The sequence below is a fragment of the Winogradskyella sp. genome (assembly GCF_965656915.1).
In the GTDB taxonomy this organism is placed as follows: Bacteria; Bacteroidota; Bacteroidia; order Flavobacteriales; family Flavobacteriaceae; genus Winogradskyella.
In genome coordinates this window covers 1-14,032 of record NZ_CBFHMI010000061.1, presented here as the reverse complement: position 1 = coordinate 14,032, position 14,032 = coordinate 1, and the positions used below count along the sequence as shown (strand labels likewise).

The window sequence follows — 14,032 nt, the reverse complement described above, 5'->3', positions numbered from 1 at the left end:
GACTGGACCCATGGCGAAAGTGATTATATTGAGCAGATATCACACTCACTATGCTCGCTAGAATTTAAGCCTCATAGAAAGCTTTATAATTGGTTTAGGGATAATGTTTACGATTACGCGAAGGATAAATTACCACTGCCGCCAAAACAACGTGAATTTGCGCGTTTAAACTTAAGTTATACCATAATGAGTAAGCGTAAATTATTGCGCTTAGTAAATGAAGGCATAGTTTCTGGTTGGGACGATCCACGTATGCCGACTATTTCTGGCTTAAGACGAAGAGGATATACTCCAAATTCTATTAGACAATTTATTGACAAAGTAGGTGTTGCGAAGCGCGAAAATGTCATTGATGTATCCTTACTTGAATTCTGTATAAGAGAAGATTTAAACAAAACAGCAAACAGGGTCATGGCTGTTTTAGATCCCGTAAAAGTGGTCATCACGAACTTTCCTGAAGATCAAGAAGAATGGTTAGAAGCTGAGAATAATCAGGAAGATGCGGCCGCGGGCTACAGGAAAGTACCTTTTTCTAGAGAAATTTATATTGAAAAAGAAGATTTTAAAGAAGCAGCAGGTAATAAGTTTTTTAGATTAAAATTAGGTGGAGAAGTTAGACTGAAAAATGCTTACATAATTAAAGCTAACGATGTTGTTAAAGATGAAAACGGAGATGTTACAGAAATTCATTGTACTTACGATACAGATACATCTAAAAAAGTAAAAGGAACACTGCACTGGGTATCAATTAAGCACGCTATTACTGCAGAAGTGAGAGAGTATGATCGTTTATTTATGCACGAATCTCCAGATAGCGATAAGGATAAAGATTTTATGGAATTTTTAAACCCTAACTCATTAAGAGTCAGAACAGGCTATTTAGAGCCAAGTTTAGCCGATGCTGAAGTAGGTGAAAGATTTCAGTTTCAGCGCATAGGCTATTTTAATGTAGATGATGATTCTAAACCAGAACATTTAGTATTTAACAAAACAGTTGGTTTAAGAGATAGTTGGGCTAAACAGAAGCCAAAATCTCAGAATAAACAACAGCAAACGAAGAAACCACAACAGGAGCGTTCTGCTATAAGTCTTATTCAACAATTAGGCAAAAAATATACTAACATGCCAAACGAAAAGCAGCAAAAAACAAAAGCTGAGATACAAAAGCTTTCTCAGAATGTGTCTTATGATGAATTAGAGCCTTTATTTGGTACAGCTGTTAAAAAAACAGGTACACGTATCGCCGTAATGATTGTCCTTAAGGAATTGCTTAATAAGGGCTTAAAACGCAATGATGCTATTAATGAATATATCTCAAAAGCATTAGATGATAAAAATGAACTCTTAGTTGCTGAAGCATCAGAGGTTTAACAATTATTTGAGAGGCAAAAACTATGTAAATCCTTATCTTTTAGTAAAATCACAATTTTATGAAAGATACAAATCAAATATTAACCGAAATTGCTACCATAACCAGAAACATAGAGGACAATTACCCTGAGCTTACAAAATATCTTAATGAAACAAGAAGTACTTTACCAGAAGGCTCAAATACCAGTCCAACACTTAATAAAGAGGATTTACAGAATTATTTAAACGAATTAAAGGAACTAATATCGAAATATAAAAAAGACCATTAAAAACGTATTAAAAACCACTTAATCAAAATCTTAGAAGTATTATGTCTAAGGTTTTTTTGTACCTTTCTATCACCAACTATAAAATCAATATCAATGGAATTTAATTACTTAGCAATTTTAGTTGCTGCTGTTGTGCCAGTAGTTTTGGGCTTTTTATGGTACAACCCGTTATTATTTGGTAATGTTTGGATGCGTGAGTCTGGCATGACCGAAGAAAAGATGAAAGGTGCTAATATGGCTGTGATTTTTGGTCTATCACTTCTTTTTTCATTACTATTATCCTTCTTCTTGCAGTTTCTAACCATTCACCAAACTGTTGCTGTTCAGATGATTGGAGGTGATCCAACAGTAGAAGGAATTTTACCTTCATTTCAAGCCTTTATGGATGATTATGGTTCAGCTTTTAGAACCTATAAACATGGAGCGTTACATGGTTTACTAGCAGGTATATTTATTGTTTTACCAATCATGGGAATCAACGGTTTGTTTGAGCGTCAATCCTGGAAGCATATTTTAATTAATGTTGGTTATTGGACCTTAACCTTAACAATTATGGGAGCAATTTTATGTGGTTGGGTATAATAAATTTGAAAGCAAAAAATAAAAACCCTCGAAGCAGATGTTTCAAGGGTTTTTTTATAGATTATAAAAAGAATATTATGCTTTATTTTTCTTGTCTTCTTCAGCCCTCTTCATAGCCTCACCAATTTGATTACTCGCTGCAAAACTAGCGACCATATCGTTGAGCATATTACTACCAGCTTGTGGGGCATTGGGTAATAAAATTAAATTACTATTGGTTTCTTCACCTAAAGATTGTAAGGTATCGTAATGTTGTGTTACAACAATTAAGGCGGAAGCTTCTTGTGAGTTAATACCAACACGATTTAAGACTTCAACAGATTCCTCCAGACCACGAGCAATTTCCCGCCTTTGGTCGGCAATACCCTGTCCTTGTAAGCGCTTACTTTCTGCTTCGGCCTTAGCCTTCTCAACAATTAGAATACGTGCTGCATCACCTTCAAATTGTGCAGCAGTTTTTTCTCTGTCAGCAGCATTAATTCGATTCATAGCCGCTTTTACCTGCGCATCTGGATCAATGTCTGTGACTAAAGTTTTAATGATATCAAAGCCATATTCTAACATAGCATCATTTAATTCGGCCTTTACCGCTAAAGCAATATCATCTTTTTTAACGAAGACATCATCCAATTTCATTTTAGGGACTTCGGCACGCACAACATCAAATACATATGAAGTAATTTGATCGTGAGGATAGTCTAATTGGTAAAATGCATCATAAACTTTATCTTTAATAACGCGATATTGTACGGACACCTTAAGACGTACAAAAACGTCATCTAAGGTTTTAGTTTCAATGATAACATCTAGTTGCTGAATCTTTAAACTCAATCGCCCTGCAATTTTATCGACTAATGGAATTTTAATTTTCAAGCCAGAATGTCTAATACTATGAAATTTACCAAAGCGCTCAATAATTGCAGCTGATTTTTGTTTAACGACAAAGAATGAAGAAATAAGAATAAGTAATCCGATAAAAATAATCGGAACTAAAATAAATTGATCCATAACAAGTTTTTAAGGTTAGATAATACGAGATATTAAAAGTAAGTAATATTAAATAATTTTACTTAGGTTTGTCTTGATTGCTCAAAAAAACACATGAAAAAATCAAAACACCTCTTATTAGTTGTTATTTGTATAGCTTTTGTTACAATAAGTAATGCCCAGCATAGAAGATATATTATAAAAAATGGATTTGCCTTAGGCGGTGGACTTACTCAGTTTGATATTATAACCGATAATTTTGAGACAAAAAAAGGAAACGGTTGGTTAATTAGTGCTTCAGCAACAGGAGATTTACCTAATAAATGGTATAATGTCAGTTACGGCATGCAGCTTTCTGAAAATAATATTGAAATTGCTGGTTCTGAGCTCGATGCCGGTGTGTCGACAGATAAATATATTGAATATAAGATGTTTGCGGCTCAATTGTCTTTTATGTTTCACGTAAAAGCCATTCCAAACCTTTTAACCTTAGATATTGGCCCAATGCTTCAATATAACGGAAAATTAGAGGCACAATCTTCTAATGTAGATAATCAATTAATCATTTTAGATAATGATGTAAGCATACTAGCAAAAGATTTAGAAGATATTTCTCAGTTCAATGTGAATGGAGTAGTGGGAACCACTTTAGGTTTTGGGTCTTTTAAACTTAGAGCACAGTATATTTATGGGTTTACTAACATGCTTAATAAACTCAATGATAGTAGCTCTGAGATAGCACCACACTCAAGAGATTCAGACTTTAAAGGCAACCTGTCGATGTTAACCTTTGAGCTTCTGATTACATTTTAATTATGCTAAAATGATTCTATTGCGATTTCTATTCTTTTAATCGCTTCGTCTTTACCAATCATAAACATAATATCAAAAACATCAGGCCCTTGTAGTGCTCCGACCAATGATAACCGTAACGGCATCATAACTTTACCAAACCCTAATTCTTTAAATGAAATCCACTCTTTTATAGCAACTTTTAGAGTTTCTGCAGAATCAGCCTCAGTAGCCTCAATAACAGCTACTAATTCGCGCATTAAGTCATCGGTATCATCTTTCCATGCTTTTTTAGCCGCTTTAGCATCATAATCTGTTGGTGCAACAAAAAAGAAATGACTCAGTTCCCAAAAATCACTCACAAAAGTGGCGCGCTCTTTAATTAGTCCAACCACTAAGGCAATGTAATTGATGTCAATGTCTTTTAGTAGTATGTTCTTGGATTGAAATTGTTTAGCTAAATCAAGATCTAATTGGTTTTGCATGTAGTGGTGATTAAACCATTTGGTTTTATCAGGATCAAATCGTGCTCCAGCCTTATGAACACGTGTTAAATCAAACTCTTTCACAAGCTGTTCTAAGCTAAAAATTTCCTGTTCTGTTCCAGGGTTCCAGCCTAATAACGCTAAAAAATTAACTACTGCTTCCGGAAAATAACCATCCTCTCTGTAACCGCGAGAAACGGTTCCGTCTTTGGCTGTGTATTTTAAGGGAAACACAGGAAAGCCCATTTTGTCACCATCACGTTTACTTAATTTTCCCTTTCCTGTTGGTTTTAGAATTAAAGGTAAATGTGCAAATTCTGGCGCTTCCCAACCAAATGCATCGTACAATTGTTGATGCAGTGCTAGAGAAGGTAACCATTCTTCGCCTCGTATAACATGTGTAATCTGCATTAAATGATCATCTACTATATTTGCTAAATGGTATGTTGGCATACCGTCGCTTTTAAATAGAATTTTATCATCTAATACATTCGTGTCTATTGTAATGTCACCTCGAATAATATCTTTTAAATGAAGCGTTTCGTCTTGTGGCGACTTAAAACGCACCACATAGTGTTCGCCAGCCTCAATTTTAGCCTCTGTTTCCTCTTTTGTGAGGACTAAAGAATTAACTAATCGGCCTTTTTCTCTGTTGTGCCAATTGTATATAAAGGTTTTGCCTTCTGCTTCGTGTCCTTTTCGGTGTTCAGCTAACTGTTCGGGTGTGTCAAAAGCGTAGTAGGCTTTTCCGCTATCAAGCAATTGATTGGCATATTGTTTATATAAATGCTTACGTTGACTTTGTCTGTAGGGACCAAACTTTTCATTTTCATCTGGACCTTCATCAAAAGGAATTCCACACCAGTTCAATGCTTCAACAATGTATTCCTCAGCACCTTCAACATAACGGTTTTGATCGGTGTCTTCTATTCGAAGCACAAAATTACCACCATGTTTTTTAGCGAATAAATAATTGAATAATGCAGTTCTTACACCACCAATATGTAATGGTCCTGTTGGACTTGGAGCAAAGCGTACACGAACGTTTTTTGACATAACTTATAATTAAAAAGCAAAGATAGTTTGATAAGGTTTTAGAACAAAGTAAATAAACCTTTAAGATGTAACCATTGCTTCTGGCACACGCTTATTCATTATCTTAAACCAAAGCGGAGGCAACATTGCCAAAACCATTGATGTAGGATAACCATAAGGCATTTGCGGGCTTTCGTCGTGGCAATCTAAAACCTGATATTTTTTAGAAGATTTATAATGGTGATCGCTGTGTCTGGTTAACTCATATAATACAATACGCCCAATAACATGATTAGAATTCCAGGAATGTACTTCTCTTACGCGCTCGTAACGCCCAGATTTAGTTTTTAACCTGATTAAACCATAGTGTTCTATATAGTTAACAGTTTCAAGAAGAATAAAGCCTACAATACCGCTTAGAATGGCAAAAATCATAGCTAGTTTTCCAAAAACAAGAATAACCGCTATTATATAAGCTACCTGAATGATCAAATACCAAAACATATCATTTTTAAAAGAGAAAAACGATTGTCCGTTATTTTTGAGTAATTTAAGTTGAATTTTCCAGGCACTAAAGTACTGTCTAATGGCAGATGTAAACCAAAACGAATAGACACTTTGATTATATCTGGCAGTAGCTGGATCTTCAGGGGTTGCAGCATTAAGGTGGTGACCGTAATTGTGTTCTATATAAAAATGCATATAAAACGATGGAAGTAGCAATGCCTTACCAATAAAACGTTCGTTTGTAGTTTGTCTGTGGCCTAATTCATGCCCAACATTGATACCGTTTACACCTAACACTATACCAACAGAAAGAATTAAGCCCATAAGCTCATATGTTGCTAAACCACCTGTTGAAACAGTATAGAGAGCAAGTATGATCAAGCCATAGACTAAGGGTAGGTTTAAATATAATAACCAGTCAAAGACTTTCTTTTTTAGCTGATGTTCTGCTTCATCTGCTTTTAAATTTTTGGTGTCTACAGGAAAAATCAATTCCAAAACGGGAATACAAACAAAGGCAAATACAGGAGTTGCCCAAACCCAATACCCTTTAAGATATAATCCTAGAAAAGCTACTGCGGGAATTGAAAATGCGGCTAAGTATTTTAAGTCTTTCATCGAAAATTCAATGTATTTAACTGTTAAATGCTCTAAATTAACAGAATCTTACCAAATTTAGGGAAACTACAATTAAAATAAAATTGTAGTTTAGGCAGTTAGATATATATGAGCAATTTTGAAACTATAAAACATAAGTTAGAGCAGTTTATTAGGCGTTATTATACCAATGAACTTCTTAAGGGCACAATCTTGTTTTTCGCAACAGGTTTGTTATATCTCATTATCACATTGTTTGTTGAATTTATGTTATGGTTAAATCCAACAGCAAGAACTATTTTGTTTTGGACATTTATAGCCGTAGAGCTTGGTCTTTTTGTTAAGTTTATTGCAATTCCATTGCTTCATCTCTTCAAATTCAGAAAAGGTATTAATTACGAAACAGCTTCTAAACTAATTGGAAATCATTTTCCAGAAGTCAATGATAAATTATTAAACGTTCTTCAACTAAACCAAAACCCAAGACAGTCAGACTTATTAATTGCTGGAATTGAACAAAAATCTAAAGAATTACAACCTATTCCATTTAAATCCGCGATAAACTTTAAGTCAAACACCAAATACTTAAAATATGCAGCCATTCCAATTGCTATTTTGCTAATGTCGTTTTTAACAGGAAAGGTTGATTGGTTTAGCGATAGTTACGAACGTGTGGTAAACTATCAAACAGCTTACGAGCCACCTGCTCCGTTTCAGTTTTTTGTAGTTAACGAATCATTGAACGCTATTGAGAATAAAGACTTTAAACTGAATGTAAAAATTGTTGGAGACGTTTTACCAGAAAACGCACAGATAAAATTTGATGGTCAATCCTATTTCTTACAACAATTAGCACCTGGTGAATTTCAGTTTGTATTTACATTACCAAAAGAACCTATCGAGTTTATTTTAGCTGCTAATGATGTCGTCTCCAAACCCTATATGTTAAGTGTGTTAAATACGCCTAATTTGGTGAATTTTGAAATGGTTTTAGATTATCCAGCACACACCAAGAAACAAGATGAAGTGCTTAAAAGTACGGGTTCTGCTATAATTCCTGAAGGAACTAAGGTGACGTGGAAAGCAAAAACAAAAGCCACTAACAGAGTTAGTCTTTATGCAGAGGACACTATAACCTTTAAAGCTGTAGATATCGATAACTATGAGGCATCAAAGCGTCTATTCAAAAATTATAATTATAGCATTACAACAAGTAATGAAAGCTTAATAGATTATGAAAACCTATCATACAACATTGATGTTGTTAAAGACCTTTATCCAGAATTAAGTATTCAGGTTCAGGTAGATTCTTTAGACCAACAAAGCCTGTATTTCTATGGTCAGGCAAATGATGACTATGGGTTAAGTAAGCTTCAGTTGGTTTATTATCCTTCTGATGATGAATCAAAAAAGGTTGTTGAACCAATTAATATTTCAAAATCTAATTTTAGCGAATTTGTAAGCGCTTTTCCTAATCAGTTTAATTTAGAAGAAGGTGTGAGTTATCAGCTTTATTTTGAGGTGTTTGATAATGATGCTTTACACAGCTACAAGCGCACAAAAAGTAGTGTCTTTAATTACAGAAAGTTAACAAAGGAAGAAGAAGAACAAAAGCAGCTACAAGAACAAAACGAAACTATTCAAGACATTAGTAAAACGTTTGAAAAGCTTAAAGAGCAAGATAAAAAGTTAGAAGAAATCTCAAAAACACAAAAAGAGAAAGAAAGCCTAAATTTTAATGACAAAAAGAAATTCGAAGATTTTTTAAAGCGCCAGAAGCAACAGGAGCAACTCATGAAGAACTTCAACAAGAAACTTCAGGATAATTTAGAAGAATTTCAGAACGAGAAAAAAGAAGAAGATCAATTTAAAGAAGATCTTAAAGACCGATTGAAAGAAAATGAAGAACAACTTAAAAAAGACGAAAAGCTTTTAGAAGAATTAGAGAAATTAAAAGATAAAATAAATAAAGAAGAGTTCACTCAAAAACTAGAAGAACTCGCTAAGCAGAATAAGAATAAGAAGCGAAGCATGAAACAGCTTTTGGAATTAACCAAGCGTTTCTATGTTATGAAAAAGGTAGAAAAAATTGCCAACAAACTCGAGGAGTTAGCCAAAAAACAAGAAGAGCTTTCTAAAAAGAACAAAGAAAATACGAAAGAAGAACAGGAAAAACTGAATAAAGAATTTGATGAGCTTCAGAAAGACATGGACGATCTTAAACAAGAAGATCGACGCTTACAAAAGCCTATGAAAGTTCCTGTTGATGAGTTTCTGAAAGAAGGAGTAAAGTTTGATCAGAATGAAGCTAAAGAAGCCCTTGAGAAAAAGGAACAAAGGGAAAGTGAACAAAAACCTCAGGAAGCACAAGAGCAACAACAGAAAGCTAAGAAGAGCCAAAGGAAGGCCTCTCAAAAGATGAGGCAAATGGGAGAGAAGATGAAACAAATGATGGCCGGCGGTGGTGGCGGTGGCGGAGAGCAGATGTCAGAGGATATTGATATGTTGCGACAAATCTTAGAGAACTTATTGCTCTATTCGTTTGATCAAGAGGAACTTATGAATACTTTTGAGGTTATTGATATTGATAATAACAAGTATGGTAAATATATCATTGAGCAAAGTAACTTAAGAGAACATTTTGAGCACATCGACGATAGTCTTTTTGCATTATCCTTAAGACAACCTAAACTATCTGAACAAGTTAATTCTCAAATAACAGATGTTTATTTCAATATAGATAAAGCACTAAATCTACTTACAGAAAATCGATTATATCAAGGTGTGGCCTCGCAGCAATATGCTATTACCGCAAGTAATGAATTGGCAAGTTTCTTAAGTGATGTGCTAGATAACATGGAGGCTTCTATGAATCCATCACCTGGATCGGGTGAGGGTGATATGCAACTACCTGACATTATTATGAGTCAAGAGGAGCTCAATAAGCAAATGGAAGAAGGCGTTAAAAAGGGTGAAGAAGGAGAAAAAGGAGAAGGTGAGAATCCTGGTGAGAAAGGCGAAGAAGGAAAAGATGGAGAGGATAAAAAACCTGGAGAAGAAGGACAACAGGGTGAACAAGGTCAAAGCGGACAAAGCGGTCAGAATGGTGAACAGAGTGGTGAAGGGAGCCAAAGTGGTAAAGAAGGTGAAAATGGAAAATCAGGTAAGGATGGAAAGAATAGAGGTGAAGGGTCTGATGGTAAAGGGAAAAAGAATGATGGTTATGGAGAAGGCGGAAGCGAAGAACAAAATGTAGAGTTGTTTAAAATCTATCAGCAACAACAACAATTGCGTCAGGCACTTGAAGATAAACTGTCTAAAAAGGGTGAAATTAAATCAGCAGGAGAGTTAATAAAACAAATGGAGGAAATAGAATTAGATTTATTGAATACCGGCTTTACAAATCAGACACTGCAAAAGATGATGGATTTACAACATCAGTTATTGAAGTTAGAAAACGCGACGTTTATGCAAGGACAAGATTCTAAGCGAAAATCCGAAACCAATAAAAAAGAATTCAACCAAACTAATCAAAGCCAAATACCTACGGCGAAACAATATTTTAATACAACCGAAATATTAAATAGACAAGCACTACCTTTGCAAAATCAATACAAGAGAAAGATTCAAGAGTATTTTAAAACTACCAATGATTAATTTCAATTACGAAACTGATTTTAAACTAGTTAATCCTTCGTTAAGAGCTGAGTGGATTTCAAATGTTATAAATGAGGAAGATTGTAAAGAAGGAGAGATTAATTATATTTTTTGTTCAGATGATTATCTGCATAAAATCAATGTAGAGTTTCTAAATCACGATACACTTACAGATATTATAAGCTTTGACTATTCAGTAGGAAAAAAACTACAAGGTGATATTTACATTTCTATTGACAGAGTTAAAGAAAACGCCACTCTATACAAAGTGGACTTTAAAGATGAATTAGCAAGGGTAATGGTGCATGGAGTATTACACTGCTGTGGCTATAAAGACAAATCAGAGAAAGAAGTTGAGGTGATGAGGTCCAAGGAAGATTACTACTTGGCTAAGCTTTCGTAATTAATACTATTTCAACGTATATTTGCAAAATTTTAATTTTAAAACCTAGAATGTTCCACGTGGAACAATAAGACTTAGAGATATGTTTAATGATGTTTATGATGTAATTGTTGTTGGTGCTGGTCATGCTGGTAGTGAGGCTGCGGCTGCGGCTGCTAATATGGGAAGTAAGACATTATTAATTACTATGAACTTACAGAACATTGCACAAATGTCTTGTAACCCTGCAATGGGAGGTATAGCGAAGGGTCAAATTATCAGAGAGATTGATGCGCTCGGTGGTTATAGTGGCATTGTGTCTGATACATCTGCGATTCAATTTAAGATGCTCAACAAGTCTAAAGGACCTGCAATGTGGAGCCCAAGAGTACAGAGTGACAGAATGCGTTTTGCTGAAGACTGGAGATTATTATTAGAGCAAACACCTAACCTTGACTTCTATCAAGAAATGGTCTCGGGCTTAATTGTCGAAAACAATAAAATCGTAGGGGTAAAAACATCATTAGGAATTGAAGTAAAGGCAAAAACAGTAGTGTTAACTAATGGGACTTTTCTAAATGGTTTAATTCATATTGGTGATAAAAATTTTGGTGGAGGAAGAGCCGGCGAAAGAGCTGCAACTGGAATTACTGAAGAGCTCATTGAAATTGGTTTTGATTCGGGTCGCATGAAAACTGGAACACCACCAAGAGTAGATGGAAGATCGTTAGATTATTCTGTGATGATAGAACAACCTGGAGATGAAAACCCTGAGAAGTTTTCATATTTGGATGTTACAAAGCCGTTAATTAAACAGCGCTCTTGTCATATGACATATACAAGTCCGGAAGTTCATGATTTATTGCGTGAGGGATTTGATCGTTCACCGATGTTTAACGGAAGAATAAAAAGTGTAGGCCCTAGATATTGTCCTTCGATAGAAGACAAAATTAATCGCTTTGCGGATAAAGACAGGCATCAATTATTTGTAGAACCAGAAGGTTGGAATACGGTTGAAGTTTATGTAAATGGATTTTCGACGTCCTTACCAGAAGATGTTCAGTTTAAGGCTTTACGTTCTGTAGCAGGTTTTGAAAAAGTAAAATTCTTTAGACCTGGTTATGCTATAGAATACGATTATTTTCAACCAACACAATTAAAACACACCTTAGAAACAAAGTTAGTTGAGGGCTTATTCTTTGCTGGTCAAATTAATGGAACTACGGGTTATGAAGAAGCAGCGTCTCAAGGATTAATGGCGGGAATAAATGCAAGTCTGAAGGTTCAAGAGAAGGATGCTTTTACACTACGAAGAGACGAAGCTTATATTGGAGTGTTAATTGACGATTTAATTACTAAGGGTACAGAAGAACCTTATAGAATGTTTACCTCTAGAGCCGAATACCGCACACTTCTTAGACAAGATAACGCAGATTTTAGATTAACACCAAAAGGCTATGAATTAGGATTAGCCTCAGAAAATCGCTTAAGACGTATGGAAGAAAAGCAATCAAAGTCTGATGCATTTGTGCAGTTTTTTAAGGATACGAGTGTTAAGCCAGATGAAATTAATCCAGTCTTAGAGTCAAAAAACTCCGCAAAAGTTAAACAACAAGACAAAATGTTTAAGTTATATGCAAGACCAAATATTACGATTGATGATATGCGTAAAGTAGAATCTGTGCACAATTATATTACTATTAATAACTTAGATAAGGAGGTTGTAGAACAAACTGAAATACAAGTTAAATATGCTGGTTATATTGAGAAAGAAAAGAACAACGCAGACAAATTAAACAGGCTTGAGAATGTTAAAATTCCTGCTAATTTTGATTACTCTTTATTAAAATCTATGAGCATGGAGGCAAGGCAGAAGCTTAAAGAAATTAAACCTGTAACCATATCACAAGCATCAAGAATTAGTGGAGTGTCACCAAATGACATATCAGTTCTATTAGTTTATTTAGGCCGGTAATTTATTATGTTCCACGTGGAACATAAGGGCGGCTTGTTGAGCTTCAGCTACCAACACAATTGTTTAAACTCTCGAAATTATTCACTAATGGCAGACAACCAACTAACATATCTTTCTGTGAAAGATCATGCCGTTTCAGGTGAGGAATTCCAATTATTGTATAATGAAGCTTATGATATGTTGGAGACATTTCCTCAACCAGAAGCTGGAAATTTATCAGAGTATTACAAGAGTGAAGATTATATTTCGCACACTGATAATAAGCGAAATCTTTTGGAAAAAGTGTATCACATCGTAAGGAAGATTTCTTTAAGGAAAAAACTTAAACTGATTAATTCCTTCAATACTGATGGTAAAAACCTTTTAGATATTGGATGTGGAACAGGAGATTTTTTAGATACCGCAAAAAAAGATAATTGGGAAGTTACAGGTATCGAGCCTAATGAAAAAGCAAGACAAATTGCAAACGCTAAAACTGACAATTCGGTATATGAAATACAATATTTACAAAATCTAAAGGGAAATAGTTTTGATGTGATTACCCTTTGGCATGTTCTGGAGCATCTACCAAATTTAGAAAAGAATATAACTTTATTTAAAAAATTATTAAAACCAAATGGAACTTTAGTAATTGCGGTTCCGAATTATAAAAGTTATGACGCTAAACATTACAAAAACTATTGGGCTGCTTATGATGTGCCAAGACACCTTTGGCATTTTTCGAAAAATTCAATATCTAAATTATTGGGCATAGAGAGTTTTATTTTAGAAAAAACACTGCCTATGAAATTTGACGCTTATTATGTAAGTCTATTATCAGAAAAATATAAATCAGGATTCATGAATCCCTTTAAAGCCTTTTGGGTTGGTTTTAGATCAAATCTAAAAGCTAAGTCCACAAAAGAGGCATCTTCTCATATTTATATCCTAAAACATCAAACAAATTGAAATAAGCGACACTAATTGTTCAAAACCCTCTGTTCTATATGATCATGTAGCTTAAAGAAGAAACCCTCTTAAACAGTGTTATTTTAAGCCGTAATCGATAGTTTTTGAAAATAATACATGAATTTTGTTATAGAAAATATCTATAGTTAAAAATTTAGAGGTTTCAAGTTCTAACTTTTATACATTTGCAAAAATTTAATTAGACGTTTACCATGAAAAAAATAATTATAATATTACTAGTACTTGTTGCTTTTTCATCTTGCCAACAACAAACTCAAAAAATAGGTTTTGTTGATCGATCTGAAGTTATAAATGAGTATCAAGCTAAAATAGATCTCGAAGAAAAGTATAAGGGTAAGAATGAACTATATATAAAACGAAGAGATAGTTTAATACAGCGTTATGAGTTTGATAGAAAAGATGCAAGCATTAGAGCACAGAGAAT

At 34.3% G+C, this 14,032-nt stretch carries 11 protein-coding genes and 1 pseudogene; 9 read left to right on the top strand and 3 right to left on the bottom strand.

Annotated elements, in window-relative coordinates; translation table 11 throughout:
- The 3 genes from ACTG3Y_RS11705 to ACTG3Y_RS11695 all read left to right on the top strand — a co-directional run.
- Positions 1-1,371: glutamate--tRNA ligase family protein (locus tag ACTG3Y_RS11705; RefSeq protein WP_439153109.1), on the top strand; the 1,371-nt coding region annotated here is incomplete at its 5' end.
- A 59-nt stretch (positions 1,372-1,430) separates the two neighbouring features.
- A complete protein-coding gene (locus tag ACTG3Y_RS11700) occupies positions 1,431-1,640 on the top strand; it encodes a hypothetical protein (RefSeq protein WP_439153108.1) in 210 nt (69 codons plus the stop codon).
- Between the two features lie 93 nt (positions 1,641-1,733).
- Entirely contained in the window at positions 1,734-2,222 is a 489-nt protein-coding gene (locus ACTG3Y_RS11695) for a DUF1761 domain-containing protein (protein WP_439153107.1), read from the top strand.
- A 75-nt stretch (positions 2,223-2,297) separates the two neighbouring features.
- Here the strand turns inward: ACTG3Y_RS11695 and ACTG3Y_RS11690 are convergent, their stop codons facing one another.
- A complete protein-coding gene (locus ACTG3Y_RS11690; protein WP_439153106.1) occupies positions 2,298-3,230 on the bottom strand; it encodes an SPFH domain-containing protein in 933 nt (310 codons plus the stop codon).
- Between the two features lie 93 nt (positions 3,231-3,323).
- Here ACTG3Y_RS11690 and ACTG3Y_RS11685 point away from each other — a divergent pair, with 93 nt between their 5' ends.
- Positions 3,324-4,022 carry a hypothetical protein gene (locus ACTG3Y_RS11685; protein ID WP_439153105.1) on the top strand — a complete coding sequence of 233 codons (699 nt, stop codon included), beginning with the start codon at positions 3,324-3,326 and terminating at the stop codon, positions 4,020-4,022.
- A gap of 5 nt (positions 4,023-4,027) precedes the next feature.
- On the opposite strand, the gene gltX is transcribed toward ACTG3Y_RS11685, so the two are convergent.
- Together gltX and ACTG3Y_RS11675 are read right to left on the bottom strand one after the other, a co-directional pair.
- Entirely contained in the window at positions 4,028-5,542 is a 1,515-nt protein-coding gene (gene gltX / locus ACTG3Y_RS11680) for a glutamate--tRNA ligase (RefSeq protein WP_439153104.1), read from the bottom strand.
- 60 nt (positions 5,543-5,602) lie between these two features.
- Positions 5,603-6,646, bottom strand: coding sequence for an alkane 1-monooxygenase (locus tag ACTG3Y_RS11675; protein WP_439153103.1), 1,044 nt, complete (start codon positions 6,644-6,646; stop codon positions 5,603-5,605).
- Positions 6,647-6,754: 108 nt separating this feature from the next.
- Between ACTG3Y_RS11675 and ACTG3Y_RS11670 the strand changes: the two genes are divergently transcribed.
- From ACTG3Y_RS11670 to ACTG3Y_RS11650, 5 genes and pseudogenes are all read left to right on the top strand, one after another.
- Positions 6,755-10,282: a hypothetical protein gene (locus ACTG3Y_RS11670; protein WP_439153102.1), complete on the top strand. Its 3,528-nt coding sequence runs from the start codon at positions 6,755-6,757 to the stop codon at positions 10,280-10,282.
- Positions 10,275-10,685 (top strand): rRNA maturation RNase YbeY, encoded by a 411-nt coding sequence (ybeY, locus tag ACTG3Y_RS11665; protein ID WP_439153101.1) that lies wholly within the window; start codon positions 10,275-10,277, stop codon positions 10,683-10,685. Before ACTG3Y_RS11670 ends, ybeY begins: the two co-directional genes overlap by 8 nt.
- Before the next feature lie 82 nt (positions 10,686-10,767).
- The gene (gene mnmG / locus ACTG3Y_RS11660) at positions 10,768-12,639 is read left to right on the top strand and encodes a tRNA uridine-5-carboxymethylaminomethyl(34) synthesis enzyme MnmG (RefSeq protein WP_439153100.1); all 1,872 of its coding nucleotides are present in this window, start codon (positions 10,768-10,770) and stop codon (positions 12,637-12,639) included.
- A gap of 87 nt (positions 12,640-12,726) precedes the next feature.
- Positions 12,727-13,587 carry a class I SAM-dependent methyltransferase gene (locus ACTG3Y_RS11655; RefSeq protein WP_439153099.1) on the top strand — a complete coding sequence of 287 codons (861 nt, stop codon included), beginning with the start codon at positions 12,727-12,729 and terminating at the stop codon, positions 13,585-13,587.
- 212 nt (positions 13,588-13,799) lie between these two features.
- A pseudogene (locus ACTG3Y_RS11650) lies at positions 13,800-14,032 on the top strand (OmpH family outer membrane protein); the annotation flags it as partial.

Bases quoted from the DNA above. Each gene is read 5' to 3' on its own strand.
- ACTG3Y_RS11700 (WP_439153108.1), top strand. From the start codon at position 1,431: ATGAAAGATACAAATCAAATATTAACCGAAATTGCTACCATAACCAGA.
- ACTG3Y_RS11695 (WP_439153107.1), top strand. From the start codon at position 1,734: ATGGAATTTAATTACTTAGCAATTTTAGTTGCTGCTGTTGTGCCAGTA.
- ACTG3Y_RS11690 (WP_439153106.1), bottom strand. From the start codon at position 3,230: ATGGATCAATTTATTTTAGTTCCGATTATTTTTATCGGATTACTTATT.
- ACTG3Y_RS11685 (WP_439153105.1), top strand. From the start codon at position 3,324: ATGAAAAAATCAAAACACCTCTTATTAGTTGTTATTTGTATAGCTTTT.
- gltX (WP_439153104.1), bottom strand. From the start codon at position 5,542: ATGTCAAAAAACGTTCGTGTACGCTTTGCTCCAAGTCCAACAGGACCA.
- ACTG3Y_RS11675 (WP_439153103.1), bottom strand. From the start codon at position 6,646: ATGAAAGACTTAAAATACTTAGCCGCATTTTCAATTCCCGCAGTAGCT.
- ACTG3Y_RS11670 (WP_439153102.1), top strand. From the start codon at position 6,755: ATGAGCAATTTTGAAACTATAAAACATAAGTTAGAGCAGTTTATTAGG.
- ybeY (WP_439153101.1), top strand. From the start codon at position 10,275: ATGATTAATTTCAATTACGAAACTGATTTTAAACTAGTTAATCCTTCG.
- mnmG (WP_439153100.1), top strand. From the start codon at position 10,768: ATGTTTAATGATGTTTATGATGTAATTGTTGTTGGTGCTGGTCATGCT.
- ACTG3Y_RS11655 (WP_439153099.1), top strand. From the start codon at position 12,727: ATGGCAGACAACCAACTAACATATCTTTCTGTGAAAGATCATGCCGTT.